The 18,059-nt window shown below is 69.3% G+C and carries 20 protein-coding genes; 10 read left to right on the plus strand and 10 right to left on the minus strand.

All coding sequences use genetic code 11. The features are described 5' to 3' along the window. Window positions 1–17 precede the first annotated feature (17 nt). From aroQ to accC, 4 genes are read left to right on the plus strand one after another with little or no spacing between them, the layout of a single operon-like run. Window positions 18–467, plus strand: a complete 450-nt coding sequence (gene aroQ, locus ACLB90_RS07625; protein ID WP_411852356.1) for a type II 3-dehydroquinate dehydratase — start codon at window positions 18–20, stop codon at window positions 465–467. Then, window positions 467–889, plus strand: a complete 423-nt coding sequence (locus ACLB90_RS07630; protein ID WP_411852357.1) for a lysozyme inhibitor LprI family protein — start codon at window positions 467–469, stop codon at window positions 887–889. Before aroQ ends, ACLB90_RS07630 begins: the two co-directional genes overlap by 1 nt. A gap of 53 nt (window positions 890–942) precedes the next feature. Then, window positions 943–1,431: an acetyl-CoA carboxylase biotin carboxyl carrier protein gene (gene accB / locus ACLB90_RS07635; protein WP_411852358.1), complete on the plus strand. Its 489-nt coding sequence runs from the start codon at window positions 943–945 to the stop codon at window positions 1,429–1,431. A gap of 10 nt (window positions 1,432–1,441) precedes the next feature. Beyond that, window positions 1,442–2,809, plus strand: coding sequence for an acetyl-CoA carboxylase biotin carboxylase subunit (gene accC / locus ACLB90_RS07640; RefSeq protein WP_411852359.1), 1,368 nt, complete (start codon window positions 1,442–1,444; stop codon window positions 2,807–2,809). 177 nt (window positions 2,810–2,986) lie between these two features. On the opposite strand, the gene ACLB90_RS07645 is transcribed toward accC, so the two are convergent. The 4 genes from ACLB90_RS07645 to ACLB90_RS07660 form a co-directional block, all read right to left on the minus strand. After that, window positions 2,987–4,030 carry a hypothetical protein gene (locus ACLB90_RS07645; RefSeq protein WP_411852360.1) on the minus strand — a complete coding sequence of 348 codons (1,044 nt, stop codon included), beginning with the start codon at window positions 4,028–4,030 and terminating at the stop codon, window positions 2,987–2,989. 98 nt (window positions 4,031–4,128) lie between these two features. Then, window positions 4,129–4,878: an alpha/beta fold hydrolase gene (locus ACLB90_RS07650; RefSeq protein ID WP_411852361.1), complete on the minus strand. Its 750-nt coding sequence runs from the start codon at window positions 4,876–4,878 to the stop codon at window positions 4,129–4,131. Next, window positions 4,878–5,249: a hypothetical protein gene (locus ACLB90_RS07655; protein ID WP_411852362.1), complete on the minus strand. Its 372-nt coding sequence runs from the start codon at window positions 5,247–5,249 to the stop codon at window positions 4,878–4,880. The genes ACLB90_RS07650 and ACLB90_RS07655 overlap by 1 nt, the downstream gene beginning before the upstream one ends. Beyond that, a complete protein-coding gene (locus ACLB90_RS07660) occupies window positions 5,246–6,205 on the minus strand; it encodes a hypothetical protein (RefSeq protein WP_411852363.1) in 960 nt (319 codons plus the stop codon). The genes ACLB90_RS07655 and ACLB90_RS07660 overlap by 4 nt, the downstream gene beginning before the upstream one ends. Window positions 6,206–6,391: 186 nt before the next feature. On the opposite strand from ACLB90_RS07660, the gene prmA reads away from it, so the two are divergent. The 3 genes from prmA to fis all read left to right on the plus strand — a co-directional run bounded on the left by prmA (window position 6,392) and on the right by fis (window position 8,533). Then, window positions 6,392–7,312 carry a 50S ribosomal protein L11 methyltransferase gene (prmA, locus tag ACLB90_RS07665; RefSeq protein ID WP_411852364.1) on the plus strand — a complete coding sequence of 307 codons (921 nt, stop codon included), beginning with the start codon at window positions 6,392–6,394 and terminating at the stop codon, window positions 7,310–7,312. Between the two features lie 30 nt (window positions 7,313–7,342). After that, window positions 7,343–8,143, plus strand: a complete 801-nt coding sequence (locus ACLB90_RS07670; protein ID WP_411852365.1) for a DUF3426 domain-containing protein — start codon at window positions 7,343–7,345, stop codon at window positions 8,141–8,143. Between the two features lie 114 nt (window positions 8,144–8,257). Next, a complete protein-coding gene (gene fis / locus ACLB90_RS07675) occupies window positions 8,258–8,533 on the plus strand; it encodes a DNA-binding transcriptional regulator Fis (RefSeq protein WP_026071038.1) in 276 nt (91 codons plus the stop codon). A 79-nt stretch (window positions 8,534–8,612) separates the two neighbouring features. Here fis and ACLB90_RS07680 read toward each other — a convergent pair whose 3' ends face one another. From ACLB90_RS07680 to ACLB90_RS07705, 6 genes are read right to left on the minus strand one after another with little or no spacing between them, the layout of a single operon-like run. Continuing rightward, window positions 8,613–9,596, minus strand: a complete 984-nt coding sequence (locus tag ACLB90_RS07680) for a phosphatidate cytidylyltransferase (protein WP_017357620.1) — start codon at window positions 9,594–9,596, stop codon at window positions 8,613–8,615. Continuing rightward, window positions 9,593–10,225, minus strand: coding sequence for a lysophospholipid acyltransferase family protein (locus ACLB90_RS07685; protein WP_411852721.1), 633 nt, complete (start codon window positions 10,223–10,225; stop codon window positions 9,593–9,595). Before ACLB90_RS07685 ends, ACLB90_RS07680 begins: the two co-directional genes overlap by 4 nt. Beyond that, window positions 10,222–10,650, minus strand: coding sequence for a hypothetical protein (locus ACLB90_RS07690; protein WP_411852366.1), 429 nt, complete (start codon window positions 10,648–10,650; stop codon window positions 10,222–10,224). Before ACLB90_RS07690 ends, ACLB90_RS07685 begins: the two co-directional genes overlap by 4 nt. After that, complete coding sequence (locus ACLB90_RS07695; protein WP_411852367.1) at window positions 10,647–11,981, minus strand: phosphatase PAP2/dual specificity phosphatase family protein; 1,335 nt, start codon at window positions 11,979–11,981, stop codon at window positions 10,647–10,649. Before ACLB90_RS07695 ends, ACLB90_RS07690 begins: the two co-directional genes overlap by 4 nt. After that, the gene (locus tag ACLB90_RS07700; RefSeq protein WP_411852368.1) at window positions 11,974–13,737 is read right to left on the minus strand and encodes a bifunctional alpha/beta hydrolase/class I SAM-dependent methyltransferase; all 1,764 of its coding nucleotides are present in this window, start codon (window positions 13,735–13,737) and stop codon (window positions 11,974–11,976) included. The genes ACLB90_RS07695 and ACLB90_RS07700 overlap by 8 nt, the downstream gene beginning before the upstream one ends. A 55-nt stretch (window positions 13,738–13,792) precedes the next feature. Beyond that, window positions 13,793–14,398 carry a CDP-alcohol phosphatidyltransferase family protein gene (locus ACLB90_RS07705; RefSeq protein WP_411852369.1) on the minus strand — a complete coding sequence of 202 codons (606 nt, stop codon included), beginning with the start codon at window positions 14,396–14,398 and terminating at the stop codon, window positions 13,793–13,795. 78 nt (window positions 14,399–14,476) lie between these two features. Between ACLB90_RS07705 and purH the strand changes: the two genes are divergently transcribed. From purH to ACLB90_RS07720, 3 genes are all read left to right on the plus strand, one after another. After that, complete coding sequence (purH, locus tag ACLB90_RS07710; RefSeq protein WP_411852370.1) at window positions 14,477–16,060, plus strand: bifunctional phosphoribosylaminoimidazolecarboxamide formyltransferase/IMP cyclohydrolase; 1,584 nt, start codon at window positions 14,477–14,479, stop codon at window positions 16,058–16,060. Between the two features lie 7 nt (window positions 16,061–16,067). Continuing rightward, the gene (locus ACLB90_RS07715) at window positions 16,068–16,982 is read left to right on the plus strand and encodes a hypothetical protein (RefSeq protein ID WP_411852371.1); all 915 of its coding nucleotides are present in this window, start codon (window positions 16,068–16,070) and stop codon (window positions 16,980–16,982) included. Window positions 16,983–17,135: 153 nt separating this feature from the next. After that, on the plus strand, window positions 17,136–18,029 hold the full coding sequence (locus tag ACLB90_RS07720) for a hypothetical protein (protein WP_411852372.1): 894 nt from the start codon (window positions 17,136–17,138) through the stop codon (window positions 18,027–18,029). Window positions 18,030–18,059: the final 30 nt, after the last annotated feature.

Consider the following 18,059-nt stretch of genomic DNA (forward strand, 5'->3'; position numbering starts at 1 on the left):
CCCGTCGTTCGGCACTCATGGCGAAACTGCTGGTCCTGCATGGCCCCAACCTCAACCTGCTCGGCACCCGCGAGCCGGGGGTGTATGGGCACACCACGCTGGCGCAGATCGACCAGGCCCTGCTGGCCCAGGCCCAGGCCGCCGGGCATGCGCTGGATGCCCTGCAGTCCAATGCCGAGCACGTGCTGGTGGACCGGGTGCAGGCCGCCCGTGCCGACGGTACCGCGTTCATCCTGATCAACCCGGCCGCGTTCACGCATACCTCGGTCGCCCTGCGCGATGCGCTGGCGGCAGTGGACGTGCCGTTCATCGAGATCCACCTGTCCAACCCGCATGCCCGCGAGCCGTTCCGCCAGCACAGCTACTTCAGCGACAAGGCAGTAGGCGTGATCTGCGGCTTCGGCGCGGACAGCTACCGCTATGCAATGGATGCGGCATTGACCCGGCTGGCGGCCGCCGCCGCGTGATGGCCCTGTCGCGCGTCCTCGCCACCGTGCTGCTGTGGGCCGGCCTGTGTGGCGTCGCCATCGCGGCCGACCGCAGCGCCGAGGGCATCGACTGCGCCAACCCGCAGGGCACGATGGAGAGCGACCTGTGCGCCTCCGACCGCACCGCCGAGGCTGACGCCGAGCTCAACGCCACCTACGCGCAGGCCCGCCAGGCACTGCACGACCAGGCGGCCTCCAAGGCGTGCACCCACTGCGACACCGCCGCTGCCCAGCTGCTGGCTGCACAACGCGCGTGGATCACCCTGCGCGACCAGGATTGCCGGGCGGTGTATGCCTTCAATGCCGACGGCACCTCGCGCAATGGCGCCGAGCAGCATTGTCTGCTCACGCACACCCGCGACCGTACCCGCCAGCTTCGCGATTTCTACGAACTGCTTTGACCCGAGCGCGCCGCGCTTCCCACCACACTGACATCAAGAACCAAGAGGCCCCTATGGATCTCCGCAAAATCAAGAAGCTGATCGACCTGCTGGAAGAGTCGAACCTCGCCGAAATCGAAATCAAGGAAGGCGAAGAGTCCGTGCGTCTGTCGCGCGCCCCGGTCTCCGGCTACGGCATGGTCCAGGCCCAGCCGCAGATGATGATGGCGCCGGCCCCGGCCCAGCAGGCCGCCCCGGCGATGCCGATGCAGTCGCCCACCGAAGCCTCCACCGGCGGCACCGCCAAGCCGGGCAATGCCCTGCCGGACGGCCACGTGCTGCGCGCGCCGATGGTCGGCACCTTCTACGCCTCGTCGTCCCCGGACAAGCCGGCCTTCGTCACCGTCGGCCAGCAGGTCAAGGCCGGCGAAACGCTGGCGATCATCGAAGCGATGAAGATGTTCAACCCGATCGAGGCCGATGTCTCCGGCACCATCGTCGCCATCCTGGGCGAAAACGGCCAGCCGGTCGAATTCGACCAGCCGCTGTTCGTGATCGGCTAAGGATCCGTCCATGCTCGACAAAGTCGTTATTGCCAACCGAGGGGAAATCGCGCTGCGCATCCTGCGCGCGTGCCACACCCTGGGCATCCGCACGGTGGCCGTGCATTCCACGGTCGACCGCAACCTCAAGCACGTGGCGATGGCCGACGAGTCGGTCTGCATCGGTCCCGCGCCGTCCTCGGAGAGCTACCTCAACATCCCGGCCCTGATCGCCGCGGCGGAAGTCACCGACGCCCAGGCCATCCACCCGGGCTACGGCTTCCTGTCGGAGAACGCCGACTTCGCCGAGCGCGTGGAAGAGTCCGGTTTCATCTTCATCGGCCCCAAGGCCGACACCATCCGCCTGATGGGCGACAAGGTCGAAGCAATCCGTGCGATGAAGGCCGCCGGCGTGCCGTGCGTGCCCGGTTCGGGCGGCCCGCTGGGCGACGACATCGTGGCCAACACCAAGATCGCCCGTGAGATCGGCTACCCGGTCATCATCAAGGCGGCCGGTGGCGGCGGCGGGCGCGGCATGCGCGTGGTGCATGCCGAGGCATCGTTGAAGGCTGCCATCGAGACCACCAAGTCCGAAGCCAAGGCCGCTTTCAGCAACGACCAGGTGTACATGGAGAAATTCCTGGAGAATCCGCGCCACGTGGAAATCCAGGTGCTGGCCGACGGCCAGGGCAACGCCATCCACCTCGGCGAGCGCGACTGCTCGATGCAGCGCCGCCACCAGAAGGTGGTGGAAGAAGCGCCGGCACCGGGCATCACCCCCGAACTGCGCGAGCAGATCGGCAAGGTCTGCGTGGAAGCCTGCATCCGCATCGGCTACCGCGGCGCGGGTACCTTCGAGTTCCTGTACGAAGACGGCCGTTTCTACTTCATCGAAATGAACACCCGCGTGCAGGTGGAACATCCGGTGACGGAGATGGTGACCGGCATCGATCTGGTCTGCGAGCAGCTGCGCATCGCTGCCGGCCAGAAGCTGAGCATCAAGCAGAGCGACGTGGTGCTGACCGGCCACGCGATCGAGTGCCGCATCAACGCCGAAGATGCCGAAACCTTCGTGCCGAGCCCGGGCCAGATCACCGCCTTCCATCCGCCGGGTGGCCCCGGCGTGCGCGTGGATACCCACATCTACAGTGGTTACCGCGTGCCGCCGAACTACGACTCGATGATCGGCAAGCTGATCGTGCACGGCCCGGACCGCGAGACCGCGATCGCGCGCATGCGTGTGGCGCTGAGCGAACTGGTGGTGGACGGCATCAAGACCAACGTCGCGCTGCAGCAGCGCATCATGCGCGACAAGGGCTTCCAGGCCGGTGGGCAGAACATCCACTACCTGGAAAAGCGCCTGGCCGAACGCAAGAACAAGTCGATCGCGTTGACCTGATCGACGGCGTCCTGCAACACAGCAGAAAGGCGGGGATCTCCCCGCCTTTTTGTTTGCCTGGTCTCCGGGCGGCCGCCTCAGCGCAACAGCGCGATCAGCAGCAGGATCGGAATCGGAATGCCCAGCATCCACAGCAGCAGGTATTTCATGGTTGCGTCTCCTCGTTGAGCGTTGGGGTCACAGGTCGCGGCGGCGGCCGCCCCAGGTGGCGAACAGGCTGGCGCTGAAAGCACCGATCAGCAGCGTGATGAACAGCCACAGCGCGGCGTACGCCGTTGCCTTGCGTGCGTCGTCGGCCGCCTGCTTGGCCTCTGCCTTGGCCTTCTCCAGCGCGGCGCGCAGACGGGTCTGCATATCGGCCACGCGGGCCTGTGCCTCGACCTGGCTCAGCCCGGTCTGCGCGGCCACCAGCTGCGCCAGGTACTGCGTGTCGGCCGGGTCCATGCTGTTGGATGCCAGGCTGTTGACCACGATCCGGTTGACCTCGGCACGCACCTCGTTGCCACGACCGGGGCCAGGACCACGCTCGGCGCCGACCATCGGACGCGGCGGCGGCGCGAGGCCGCCCGGTGCGCCGCCCGCCTGGGCGGGGTCCACCGGCGGCGGCGCCATCGGCGCGGCCGGCGCGCCCGCCGTGGGACGGAACAGGCCATCCACCCAGTACTGCAGGTCGCCGTTGTCGCCACCGGACGCCGTGCCGGATGCCATCGCCGCCAGGCCACCGGCGGTGGTTGCGGCGGCACCGGCAGACGCACCGGCCACCTTCGCGCCCGCGCCGATCACCCCGCCGATGGCGGTGGTCAGCAGGCCGGCGGTCAGCAGGGTCGCCACGGACCAGGACAGGAACCCGTGCGCGGTATCGCGGAAGTAGGTCTCATCGCCATGCAGGTTGCTCCACCTGCTGCGCAGTCGCCCGGCGAGGTAGCCGCCCAGTCCGGACGCGGCGATGGCCGTGAACGTCAGCCAGGCGATGCTCGACCAGCCGAACGTTTCCGCGGTAACGCCTTCATATGCCCACGGCGATACCGACGACAGCCCGAGGCCGACGCCGAGGATCAGCAGCACCAGCGACAGTGCGGCGGCAGCGGCGGCACCGGCAAAGATCGCCGCCCAGGACACGGCGCTGTCGTGGGGCGGTTCCATCACCGGCGCAGGCGTGACCACCGCGACCGTCGCAGTGGCATGGGGTTCGGGGATGGCGTAATCGCCTCGGGTATTCATTCGACGGGGTCTCCAGCAGATGCGCTGCGGATGCAGCCAACACCCGCAGGCTGCGCGTCGTTGCGTGAAATACCCGAGAGCCGCGAGAGAAGGTCGCGTCAGGACAGCGTGGCGATGAACGTGGCGATCGCCTCGGCCGCGGCATCCGGGCGCGCCTGCAGCAGCAGGTGCGGGCCATCCAGCCAGACGGTGTTCTGCGCCGGCAGCAACGCGGACAGGTGGCGCTGGCAGCGTGACGGCAGCAGGCGGTCATCAACCGCATGCAGGCACAGCGTTGGTATGCGCAGTGCAGCGGCGCACGCGCCAACATCGACCCCAAGGGCGGCCACCGCGCGCGTGCGCAGCACATCGGCCTGCACGCGGGACAGGGCGGCCCGCAGCGCGTCGCGCAGCGCGGCACTGCTCCAGCGCCCCAGCAGCAGCCAGGACAGCGCGCCCATCGGCAGCATGCGTACGGGTGCCCAGTACAGAAGCGATTGCAGACGACGCCACGCATACCAGGGCGAGCGCGCGAACGTCGTGGAAAGAACCAGGCCGCGCAGGCGCGCCGGACGGGCAGCGGCGAGCCTCAATGCCAACGGGCCGGAGAACGACTCGCCGAGCAGCACATAGTCCTCGTCCCCGGGCAGGGCCGCCTGCACGATATCGGCCAGTACGTCGTAGCCCACCGCGCGATCCACCGGATAGGCGATCACCGTGGTGTCGATGCCGTGCCGCTGCATCGCAGCGGTGAACGCGCCGTGCTGGGTACCGGCGGCATCCAGGCCCGGCAACAGCACCAGGCGCGCGGGTCGACGCGCGTGCACACGACGGGCGCCCTGGCGTGGCGCGCCCTCGCCCTCAGGCATCAACGGCTGCTGTCTGCGGCCGTGATCTGGGTGTTCTTGACCGGTTCCACGCCCAACGAGGAGGTCGGGTCCATGATCACCATCGTTTCGGTGGAGCCGTCCGGCCACACCACCTGGAAGGTGCTGCCGGCCGGCAGCGACGCGAACGGCATGCCGCTCTGCGCGCGGTACACCGCGGCCACCTGGCTGGCACCGGCGCGACGCACGTCGGCGTCGGCCTTCACCGAGGTCAACTGCACCTTGGACAGGCTCCGGTATCGATCATCGTAGGTATCGATCATCACCAGACCCACTGCGCCAGCCGAGTAGGCAACGAACAACACCACCCAGAACCAGAACTTGGCGCCATGCAGGAATCGACGGTAGTTCATCGCCCTTTCCTCTGCTTGATCAGCTGTTCCACCAACGCTTTCATTTTCCCCGCACCTTGCCGCGAGACCGCGGCGTCATACACGAAAGTGGCAAAGTCCTGCCCACCGTCCTGCGAACAAATCCCTCCGTTCGCGCAGAAATTGTTCATCAACACACTGTCCGGCCCGCACGCCATGCCCAGCTCGCAGGCTGCCAGGCGCCAGGCCAGTTCGCTGAACTGGTCGCCGGCCACCAAGCCCTGCAGCGCCGCGTCGCCGCTGGCGCGCTGGCCCATGCCCGAAGACAGGGCCATATAGGCTTCGGGATCGCGCGAATCGAGCACCCGCTCGACCAGCCCGCGCCGATAGCCCGGCGAATCCTCCAGCGCCTTGCCTTCGGAGAACAGCGAGGCCTCGGCAGCGAGGTTGCCGGCCTTGGCCGCCTGCATGCGCTGGGCAAGAATCAGCTGCCGCCCGAGGTTGTCGCTGCTGACAAAACCCGTGCAGCGGCGCGCCACGCGCTCGCGCGCCTGCACCATGCCGACCGAGGCCTTCAGGCCCAGCCCGGACAGCACGGTGTTGTCGAGCTGGTAACCGCCCGGGTCCATCGCGTACAGCGCGCAATAGTCGTACACCCGGCTGACCATCCACGCCGCCTCGGCGTTGCCATTGGCGGCCTGCAGCTGCAGGCGCTGGGCGTAGGCGTAGAGATCGGTGTCGCCTTCGATGTCGGCCCGGATGTCCAGCGGCAGCCCGGAGGCGATCGCGTTGCCGCGTTCGCTGTCCAGCAGGCGTCGCGCCAGCTCCCGTGCCTCCGCCGGCACCGGCGAAGCAGACGCGCCGGACGCGTCGACCCTGTCCGCGCCGGGATGGTCGGCATGCCGCACCCGATCGCCCGCGCGATAGCCCACCACCCCGAGCAGCGCCAGGGCAGGCACAACCAGCAGCCAGGTTTTCAGGGTAGGAACAAGCGCCATGAATGAACGCCGGGGCTGCCAGTGGCCGACAACGGAATGCCCAGTTTAGCAAGCGCACTGACGGCTGTCTGAACCGGTCGTCGACGTGCATCTCAGCCACCCGGGAGACGGTGTCGCGATCGACACGCCGGGACCGCCCGCGCGCAATGGTCTAGCATGCACGGTTTTCCGCAGGCCTCGTCCCCCATGCCCTTCCTGGAACTCACCCTCCGCTGCACCGAAACCACGCAGCCCCGCTATGAGAATGCGCTGGACGACGTCGGTGCGCTGGCGGTGACCCTGCTCGATGCCGACGCCGACACCAGCAACGAACAGGCCATCCTGGAACCCGGCGTGGGCGAGACCCCGCTGTGGAACGACCTGGTGCTGACCGCGCTGTTCCCGGCCGATACCAACGCGCTGGCCCTGCTGGCCGCGCTGGATGCGTTCGACCCGGGTCTGGACTGGGGCAACGCCAGCTTCCGTGCGGTCCAGGACGAAGACTGGGAACGCGCCTGGCTGGACCAGTTCCAGCCGATGGCGTTCGGCGAGCGCACCTGGATCGTGCCGTGGAACCATGACCTGCCCGAGGCCGCGCAGGCCGACGACGCGGCGGTGGTGCGGCTGGACCCGGGCCTGGCCTTCGGCTCGGGCACCCACCCGACCACCGCGCTGTGCCTGCGCTGGCTCGACGGCCTGGCCGCCGAGGGCGCGCTGGAGGGCCAGACCGTGCTCGACTTCGGCTGCGGCTCGGGGATCCTGGCGCTGGCCGCGCTGAAGCTCGGCGCCGCCCGCGCGGTGGGCGTGGACAACGATCCGCAGGCGGTGATCGCCACCACCGACAACGCCGAGCGCAACGGCCTGCAGGACCGCATCGCGGTGTACCTGCCGGCCGACGAGCCGCAGGCCACCTATCCCGTGGTGGTGGCCAACATCCTGGCCTCGGCGCTGGACGCGCTGGCCGAGGTGCTGGCCGCGCGCGTCGCGCCCGGTGGGCGCATCGCGCTGTCGGGCATCCTGAAGGGACAGGAAGGCGAACTGCTGGCGCGCTACGCGCCGTGGTTCGAGGCACTGGAGGCGGCGCAGGACGAGGACTGGATGCGCATCACCGGCACCCGCCGTGCTTGAATAAGGCGTCCTTCGCCCGGCCCCGCGCCCATGTCCGAGCCTACGCAGCCCCCGCGACGTCCGCTTGCCACCTTCCTGCGCCCTGCGCAGGACGCCGCGCCCGTGGACGACAGCACGCCGCCGGCACCGGCCGACGTGCGTGCCGATGAGGACACTCTCGCCAGCACCGACGACACGCCGTGGGACGACGCATCGCCGCAGATCGCGCTGCCGCCCGCCGACGTCGATACGGACGCTGACGCGCAGACTGACGCGCAGACCGATGCGATACCGGCTGTCGACGCGCCAGCGCCCGGCATGGTCGCCGGGGACGCCCCCGGGGTCGCCGCGCCGAGCTTCCTGCAAGCACCGCGTGCGCGGCTGCGCACGCCGCGCTGGCAATGGGGGCTGGTCGCCGGTCTGGGCGTGGCGCTGCTGTTGCAGATTGCCGTGGCCGACCGCGCACGGTTGGCCGCCGACGCCGGCAGCCGCCCGTGGATCGCCGGGCTCTGCAGCGTACTGCGCTGTAGCGTGCCGGCGTGGCGGGAACCGGCAGCGTTCAGCATGATCAGCCGCGATGTGCGGCCCGTCCCCGGGCAACCGGGCGCGCTGCAGGTGCAGGCCAGCTTCCGCAATGATGCGCGTTGGGCGCAGGCCTGGCCTGCATTGCGGTTGTCGTTGTCCGATGCCGATGGCCGCCTGATCGGCACCGGCGAGTTTGCACCGGCCGACTATCTCGGCCCCGCCAACGCCAGCGGCAACACACTGGAACCGGGCCAGAGCGCGCGCATCGCCTTCCGCGTCCGCGAGCCTGCGGCATCGACCGTCGCATTCACCTTCGAGTTCCTGTGACCCTGCCGTTCGTCCGGTTCGGCGTGGCAGCCTGCCGACGCACACGGTAGACTGGCCCCATCATCATTCCGCCGAGGGCTGTTGTCCGCCCCGGCTCCTGCATCGGGATCCTCCTTGAACGCTGTCCTTCCTCGTCCTGACACCAGTCGTGGCGCTCCCAAGCCACCGCTGCGCGAACATGTAGCCCAGTCGGTGAGGCGGTACCTGCGGGACCTGGATGGCTGCGATGCCGACGATGTCTACGAGATCGTCCTGCGTGAAATGGAGATCCCGCTGTTCGTGGAGGTGCTCAACCACTGCGAAGGCAACCAGAGCCGCGCCGCGGCGATGCTGGGCATCCACCGCGCCACGCTGCGCAAGAAGCTCAAGGAATACGGCATCACCACCTGAGCGGATGCCGGCCCGCCCCTTTCCGGGGAATGCCGACCTGCCCCTGCCGGTGGGTACCGGCCGTTGGCCGGTACACTGATCAACCGCTCCAGAAATACCGCACCAGGTGGAAGAACACCGGCGCGGCGAAGCACACCGAATCCAGCCGGTCGAGCATGCCGCCGTGGCCCTCGATCATGTGGCCCCAGTCCTTGATGCCGCGGTCGCGCTTGATCGCCGACATCACCAGGCCGCCCCAGAACCCCATCAGGTTGACCACCAGCGACATGCCGAACGCCTGCCACGGCGTGAACGGGGTCAGCCAGCACAGTGCCGCGCCCAGCGCGCTGGCCGACAGCACGCCGCCGATGAAGCCTTCCACAGTCTTGGACGGCGACAGCTTCGGCGCGATCAGCCGCCGCCCGATCAGCTTGCCCCAGACATACTGGAGCACGTCCGAGGACTGCACCACGATCACCAGGAAGGCGAACAGCAGCAGGTTGCGCGCCGGCTCCACGCCGGCCAGGCGCAGATTCAGCAGCGCCGGCACGTGGGAAATGCAGAACACGCAGATCATCAGCCCCCACTGCACCTTGGACGTGCGCTCCAGGTAATCGGTGGTGTCGCCGCCGATGGTGGCCAGGATCGGCAGGAACAGGAACGCATAGACCGGGATCAGCAGCGTGTACAGGCCGTACCAGTCGGTCCACACCAGCCAGTACTGCCAGGGCAGCACGATGTAGAACGCCGCCAGCAGTGCGTAGTAGTCGCCGGCCCGCGTGGGCGTGAGGGTGATGAACTCGCGCAGCGCGAACAGCGAGACCACCGCGAACAGCACCACCACGCCGGTACGCCCGAAGAAGAACGCCAGGGCCACCACGGCCGCCATCACCCACCAGGCACGGATGCGCGACACCAGGTTGGCCAGCACCGGGCTGGGCGCATGCCGCGCGCGCCAGCGCAGGGTTTCGGCGATCACCGTGGCCACCACCAGCACCGCAGCGATGCCGGCAAACAGCAGCCGGGTCTGCGCGTGCGTGGAGAGCTGGGCCACATCGGTGGACAACACCTGGAACACCGTCATGCGCGGCTCCTGCGCGGCTGCGGGTCCAGCGCCAGCAGCGACAGCCGGGCCCGTTCCAGGAAGCGGTCCTTGTCTTCATCGGCCTTCAGCCGCAGCGGTTCGCCGAAGGTGGTGGTGCACAGCAGCGGCAATGGCAGCCAGCGGCCCTTGGGCATCACCCGCTTGAGGTTGTCGATCCACACCGGCACGAACTCCAGCTCCGGTCGTTGCCGCGCCAGGTGGTAGATGCCGCTCTTGAACGGCAGCACACCCTCGTCGGTGTTGCGGGTGCCTTCGGGGAACAGAATCAGCGAGTTGCCCTCATCCACCGCCTGGCACAGGCAGGCGATGGGATCGTGTTCGCGCTTGGCCGCGTCGCGCTCGATGAGCACGCCGTTGAACACCGCATGGATCAGGTAGCGGCGCAGCGCATCGCGCTGCCAGTAGTCGGCGGCGGCCACCGGCCGCACCTGGCGGCGCAGCGTGATCGGCAGCGCCGACCAGATCAGCACGAAGTCGCCGTGGCTGGCGTGGTTGCCGTAGTACACCCGGTGGTCGCTGGACGGCGCACAGCCCTGCCACAGCGCGCGTGCGCCGGTCAGCGTGCGGATCGCACCACTGCAGCTGCGTGCGATCAGGTCGGCGATCACCACGCCACCCATCGGGACAGCAGCGCCGCCAGCAGCAGCACCGCCTGCGCACCGACCGCGAACAGCTGCCAGCGCATCAGCCGGCGCATGCCCTGCCAGCGCGCCTGCCAGCCGCGGCTCGTCGCCGACGCTTCACGCAGGCCCAGTTTCTGCAGCACATCGTCGATCACGCCGGGAGCGGCATCGGGATGGCAGGCCTGCATCGCCTCCAGCAGCGCCGCGTCGAAGCCGACCCGGGCGGCGTAGTACGCCTGCACGCCGGCCGCCAGCAGCGAGGCCAGCGCCAGCAGCATCGCCAGCAGACCCGGTTGCGCCAGGCTGGCCAGCAGCAGCGCGGCGGCGGCCAGCAGGGTGGATATCACCGCGGCCAGCCGCGCCTGCCGCAGCACGGCGGTCATCACCCGCAGTTGGAACAGCATGCTCATGCACTCACCTGTGTCTGTCCGTTGGCGGTGGCACCATCGCGCACGGCCTGTTCGATCGCCCGCCGGTGGCGGGCATGCAGCACGATCCGTGGGCAGTCCTGTGCCAGCAGGGTGATGGCGGCATCGGCGGTGGCGGTATGGCCGCTGCGGCACAGCCAGGTGGCCACGGCGGCGGCGCTGCGCGAATAGCCGAGTGCACAGCACACCAGTACCTCACCGCGCCGCCGCCCATGCGCGATGGCATCGGCCGCCTGGCGCAGCGCGGCCGGCGACGGCGTGGCCAGATCGAGCATCGGCACGCCGCGGTAGTGACGCACCGGTGCGCGGAAGGGCAGTTCGGCGCACACATCCACCACGGTGTTCACGGTGAGCGCGGCGTTCGCGTCCGGCAGCCGGCCCAGCCACACCCCATCGATCACCAGCTGCGGCTGCGGCGCGTGCCGTGTCCACCAGCGCGCATTGAGCCAGGCCGCGCCCAGGTAGGGCGCCAGCAGCCAGGTCGCGGCCATGCTCAGACGCCCATCCTCCTGCTTCTGGAAAACGGCGGTGCCCAGCCCCGCATACGCCAGCGCCACCAGCAGCAACGCGATCGCCGGCCAGGCCAGCCACAACGCCCAGCCGCCGATGACCACCGCCAGCGCCGCACAGCCGGCGCTGCCGGCCAGGTACAGCACGGCCAGCCGCCAGCGCGTGGCCTCGCGTGCCCACTGCCAGTGCCGCAGCGGTGAAGCCCCCTGCAGCGGCCACAGCCATACGCACAGCCAGCCCACTGCCACGCCGGTGGGCACGTCGATGAAGTGATGCTGCCAGGTGGTCAGCACCGACAGACCAATCAGCGCGAACCAGATGTGCAGCGCGGTCCGCCACACGCCCTGCAGGTGCTGCTGGAACCGCACCCACAGCACCACCAGCAGCACGATGTGCAGCGAGGGGGCCTGGTTGAAGGGCTTGTCGAAGCCCAGCAGCACATCGAACAGCCAGCCGAACACGCCGCCGGTGTCCGGCCGCTCCAGGCTGAAGCGCAGCGGCCACAGCAGGAAGCACGCCACCGACAGCACCTGCGCGGTCAGCAGCCGGCGCGCATGTGCGTCCAGCTCGGCGCGCTGGGTACAGACGAAGAAGGAAGCGACGTAGAACAGGTCGATGGACCAGTACGGCACGATGGTCCAGGCCTGGAACGGAATGCGCGCTTCCCAGTCGAATACGATCGAGGGCACGAACGGCAGGCGAGCCGCCATCGCGTTGGCGAAGCCGTAGCTGAGGAAGAAGAACGGCCCCAGCAGGGCCAGCCACAGCAGCGCGCGCCGCCAGGGACGCACGCCCTCAGTCATGGCCCACCCGGCGCGCCAGCGAGACGGTGAAGATACCGAAGCCGTCGATGCGCTGGGTCACCTTCTCGAACCCGGCCAGGCGCACCAGTTCATCCATCTCCTGCTGGGTGCGCCGGCGCATCACCCATGCCGCACCTTCGCGGTGGCTGGTCAGCGCGCGGGCAATGAACTCCAGCTGCGGGTGCCACGGCTGGCCGGTGTAGACCAGGTAGCCGCCCTCGCGCATCGCCGCGGCGATGCCCTGCAGCGAGCGTGCCACCGCATCGTTGTCGGCGAACAGCTCGTACAGCCCCGACACGATCGACAGCGTCGGCGTATCCGGCAGTGCGGCCAGCGCGTCGGCATCGAAGGCATCCCCCTGTTCGAAACGGGCAATATCGGCTGCACCGAACGCCTCGATCAGCGCGCGCCCTTCGACCACGTTGCGCTCGCTGAAATCACGCAGCAGGATCGCATCGGCGCGCTGTTCGCCCTGGGCCAGTGCGTCCAGGTCGTAACGCCCGTGGCCGGCGGCCACGTCCAGCACACGCACCGGCCGGCCTTCCCCGCGCAGTCGCAGCGCCGCCAGCTGCAGCAGTTCGCGCACATGGGTGCGGCGCACGCGGATGCCGCGCCAGCCGATGGCATCGAGGTAGTTGCGATCCACGAACCGGCCCAGCGGGCCACGCCCGCGCGCCTGGTCGCGGTAGATGTAGTCCAGCGTGCTGCCCGAATCGAAGCCGGTTTCCAGCCCCAGCGCGATGCCCTCGGACAGGCGCCCGCCAACGCGCAGGCCGGCGCGGGTGAAGCGCCAGTACAGATCCTTCAGGCTGTTGCGCTGCGGCGGCCAGGCCAGCACCTCGGCCTCGTCGAAGGTGGGGCCGTGGCGATGCGCGTCGCGCAGGCTGGGCCGCACCAGCGGCGCGGCGAAGCGCTCGCCGATGAAGCGGCGGATGGCAGCCACGGCCGGGGCGCGGTCGCGCTCGCCGAGGGTGTCGTGGAAGAAGCCGGGCAGCAGGTGGCGTTCCTTGATCGGCGAACTCAGCCGCTCGTAGAAGCGGTCCTGCGGCGCGCGATGGACCACGAAATCCGCGCCGGAAACCAGCAGCTGGGTCGGCACGGTGATTGCCTGCGCATCGCCCACCACGCGGTCGGCGGCGTCGTACAGCCCCAGCAGCACGCGCACCGAGATCGGCCGGGTGATCAGCGGGTCGGTACGGTAGCTGGCCACCCGTTCGGGATCGTGGGTGAGCCACTGCGGCTTGACGTAGCTGTTGACGAAGAAGTTGCCGCGCAGTTTCTGCATCAGCGCCAGGCCAGGGCGCGCGAACGGCACGTACAGCTTCACCTTGAACGCCGGCGAGGCGAGCACCAGCGCACGCAGCGGCGGTGCGTAATCGTGCACCCAGGTCGCGGCAACGACCGCGCCCACGCTCTGGGCGATGATCGCGATGTCTTCCACGGCGATGCCGTGGTGTTCGTGCAGGTGCGCGATGAAGCTGTCCAGGTCGCGCACCAGCGCGTCGAAGCCGGGCGCATCGCCGCGTACGCCCGGCGACTGGCCGTTGCCGCGGGCATCCCAGGCGAACACCTCCATGCCGGGCAGGTCCAGCTCATCGACCAGGTGCGCCACACGGCCGGAATGCTCGTGCCCGCGATGCAGCAGCACCAGCGCGCGCCGGGGCGAGGTCGGGGTCGGGTCGGTGGCGGGCCAATGCCGGTAGAACAGCGGCTGTGCATCGAAACTGTGGAACTGCAGGTGTTGCTGTGCGCGCATGCATCACTCCGTTGTGCATCCGGCGGAATCCGCCGTTGATCGGCTGCCGGCTGGGTCAGCCGGCCTCCGCCAATCCTGTCCTTACCCGGCGCAGCGTGGTCCACGCGCACAAGGCGGCCGCAGCCCACGCGATCCAGGTCACCCCTGACGCTGCGATCCAGCCCAAGGCCAACAACAATCCTGTCACGCCGATCACGAAGGCGCGATCGCTTTTGCCCATTGGACCGTCATAGCGACGGCTTGCCCCCACCATCAGGCCCAGGACGCCAGCGTACTCGCAAACCGCCGCCAGCCACGCCAATGTCCACAGCGCGCTGGACGCCACCCCGGGCAGGCTCAGCAGCGAGAGATACAGCGCGGCGTCGGCGATGACGTCGCAGAGTTCATTGAGATAGGCGCCCAACCGCGACTGCTGCCCGAATTCGCGGGCCAGCATGCCATCCACGGCATTGAGCGCCATCCGCAGCAGCATCCACGCCGGCAGCGCCAGGTACCACAGCGGTTGCCCGGGGCCCCACACGTAGACGGCGGCGGCCACCGCCAGCGACACCAGCGCCGCCGCCAGCGTGACCGCATTGGCGGTCACCCCGGCCCGGTACAGGCCCGCAACGGCGGGCCGGAGCAGGTCCTGGAAGCGTCCCTTCAACGCATAGATCGACACGATTCCCTGTCCTGTGGTTCATGGCTGATGCCGGGGAGCCTACAATATGCGCCCGCTCCGCTTCGATCTCCTGCCCCCATGAGTTCCGATCTGCTGCCCGTGCGCCGGGCCCTGCTGTCCGTTTCCGACAAAACCGGTCTGATCGACCTGGCCCGCGCCCTCGCCGCCCGCAACGTCGAGCTGCTGTCCACCGGCGGCACCGCCAAGGCACTCCGCGACGCCGGCCTGGCCGTCAAGGACGTGGCCGATGTCACCGGCTTCCCGGAAATGATGGACGGCCGGGTCAAGACCCTGCACCCGCTGGTCCACGGCGGCCTGCTCGGCCGCGCCGGGCTGGACGAGGCGGTGATGGCCGAACACGGCATCGGCGCGATCGACCTGCTGGTGCTGAACCTGTATCCGTTCGAGGCGGTCACCGCCAAGGCCGGCTGCACGCTCGACGATGCGGTGGAGAACATCGACATCGGCGGCCCGGCGATGCTGCGTTCGGCGGCCAAGAACTTCGCCCGCGTCGCGGTGGCGACCGATCCGTCGCAGTACGCCGAACTGCTCGCCGAGCTGGACGCCAACGATGGCCAGCTGTCGGCCGCCAAGCGCTTTGCATTCTCGGTGGCCGCGTTCAACCGCGTGGCGCAGTACGACGCCGCGATCAGCAACTATCTGTCCGCCGTGGCCAGCACCGAGGCGTCCGTGCCGGTGCGCACCGAGTTCCCGGCGCAGATGAACAGCAGTTTCGTGAAGGTGATGGACCTGCGCTACGGCGAGAATCCGCACCAGAGCGGCGCGTTCTACCGCGACCTGTCCCCGGTGCCGGGCACGCTGGCCACCTTCCAGCAGCTGCAGGGCAAGGAGCTGAGCTACAACAACCTGGCCGATGCCGATGCCGCGTGGGAATGCGTGCGCCAGTTCGACGCGCCCGCCTGCGTGATCGTCAAGCACGCCAACCCGTGCGGCGTAGCCGTGGGCGCCGGCAACGGCGATGCCTACGAGCTGGCCTACGCGACCGATCCGACCAGCGCGTTCGGCGGCATCATCGCCTTCAACAAACCGCTCGACGCTGCCACCGCCAAGGTGATCCTGGACCGCCAGTTCGTCGAAGTGCTGATCGCCCCGGACTACGAACCGGCCGCGCTCGAGTACGCGCAGAAGAAGGCCAACGTGCGTGTGCTGCGCATCCCGCATGGCGACGGCCGCAACAACTACGACACCAAGCGCATCGGCTCGGGCCTGCTGGTGCAGAGCGCCGACAACCGCGGCATGGCGCGCGATGAGCTGACCGTGGTCAGCAGGCTTGCGCCCACCGACAAGCAGTTCGCCGACCTGCTGTTTGCCTGGAAGGTGGCCAAGTTCGTCAAGTCCAACGCCATCGTCTATGCCAAGGACAACCGCACCATCGGTGTCGGCGCCGGCCAGATGAGCCGGGTCTACTCGGCGCGCATCGCCGGCATCAAGGCTGCCGACGCGAACCTGGTGGTGGAGGGATCGGTGATGGCGTCCGATGCCTTCTTCCCGTTCCGCGACGGCATCGATGCCGCTGCGGCCGCCGGCATCAAGGCGGTGATCCAGCCGGGCGGCTCGATGCGCGACAACGAGGTGATCGCCGCAGCCGACGAGCACGGTCTGGCGATGGTGTTCACCGGCGTGCGCCACTTCCGCCACTGACACCGCCATGACCACGACAGGGAATGTCGACCGCCGCGCCCCCCGGTTCTGGCCGGGTGCGGCGCTGATGGTACTGCTGGCCGGCTGTGGTGATCCCACGCCGGCCGATCCGGGCAAGCCGGCGCGTCGGCTCGACAGCCACGCAGCGGCAACGGCGTCGGCGACGCCAACGCCGGCTCCACCCATCAACGACGACCCGCGTCTGCTGGTCTTCCTGCACGACCGTTACGGCCCCAGGGCCACGCTGGACACTGCGTGGAAAGACCAGTGGGACGACCAGGACCAGGAGACCACGCGCCCGGTGGAGCGCCGCCTGTGCGCCCGGGAGACGGTCGCGGTGGCCGGGCAGCCGCACCACCTGGTGGCGGTGTGCCAGACCATCGAAGACGTGGCCAGCGTCGAACCGGGGCGCATCGACCTGTACGTACTGCGCGATGGCGACGCCGTGCCGGGTACCGCCTCCCGCCCGCTGGTGCGGGTGGCCGAGCACCTGTTGATGTACTCGGGGATGCGCGGCGTGCCCGGCACGGTGGCGATCGATACGCTGGGCCCGCAGCGGCCGGCGTTCCGCGTCACCGACGGCTGGTACGGGCAGGGCTATTCGCTGGTGTCGCGCACCTACGTCGCCCTGCACGGCAACCGCCTCACGCCGGTGGCCAGCTTCCGCGACCACATCGACAACGACAGCGCGTACGACTGCGACGAGGATCCGTCCGCCTGCGAGCAGCGTCTGTTCAACATCGACTTCCAGGTGACGGCGGACATGCAGGCACTGCAGGACGGCTACGCCGCACTGGATGTGCGTGGCGTGGGGCCGGAGTGTACCGGCCCCACCGACGAGCACTATCGGCTGGTGTACGACCCGGCCAAGGGCGTCTATCCGATTCCGGACGCGCTGCTGCGCGAACAATGCCGCGGGTAGGCACTGCGCTGCGGTGTCGCATGCGGCCATGCAGCCAGCGCCCGCCGCGCGTACCATCGGGATCGCCTTCCCATGCGGAACGTGTATGCAGGATGCTGGCCATCGGCATGCGCGGCCTCAGCCACTGACGTCACCATGACCATGACAACGCCCTTGTTCCGCCGCCCCCTTCCGCTTGCCTGCACTGCGCTGGCGGCGGTTCTGCTGGCCGGCTGCGGCAAGGATGCGCCGCCGGCGGAGGCACCGGCGACGCGCCAGTTGGATACTGCGGCCCCGATCGTGGAGACGATCCTGGCCGGCGGCGATGCCGACGCGCGGTTGCTCGCGCTCCTGCACAAGCGCTATGGACCGAAGGCGCAGCTCGACGGTGCCTGGAAGGACCGCTGGGAAGACACCGAGGTGATCGCGATGCGGCCGGTGGAACGCGCGGTCTGCGCCCGGCAGACGCTCCCGATCAACGGCCAGGCCCACACCCTGCTGGCGGTCTGCCAGACCATCGAGGACGCGGCGACCGTGGAGCCCGGGCGGGTCGATCTGTTCGTGCTGCGCGACGGTCCACGCGGCACCGCCACCGATGCACAACCGTGGCCGCTGCTGGTGGTGGCCGAACGCCTGCAGACACCGGCGGGCCACCACGGGGATGCCGGCAGCGTGCAGGTGGAATCGCTGGGGCCCCAGCGACCGGCCTTCCGCCTGACCGACCGCCAGGAGGGCCGTGGCGGTCTGCTGGTGGACCGCCGCTACATCGCCGTGCACGGCGACCGCCTGCGCGAGGTGGCCAGCTACCGCGACCACATCGACAACCTGGCCCGCTTCGACTGCCGGGCGGAACCGGCGGACTGCGAGGGCACCGTGTTCAACGTGGACTTCAGCACCGACGTGGAGCAGAAGGAACCGGTGGACGGCTACTGGCCGATCACCGTGCGCGGCCAGGGCCAGGACTGCGCCGGCCCGGCGCGCGAGTACTACCACCTGATGTTCGACCCGGCGACGCGGGCGTACCAGGTGTCCGGGGACCTGCAGCGGAACGACTGCGGCGGAACGTGAACGGCGCGCCCCTGCGGCCGCGCCATGCAC

The sequence above is a fragment of the Stenotrophomonas sp. LGBM10 genome (assembly GCF_046736075.1).
GTDB lineage: Bacteria > Pseudomonadota > Gammaproteobacteria > Xanthomonadales > Xanthomonadaceae > Stenotrophomonas.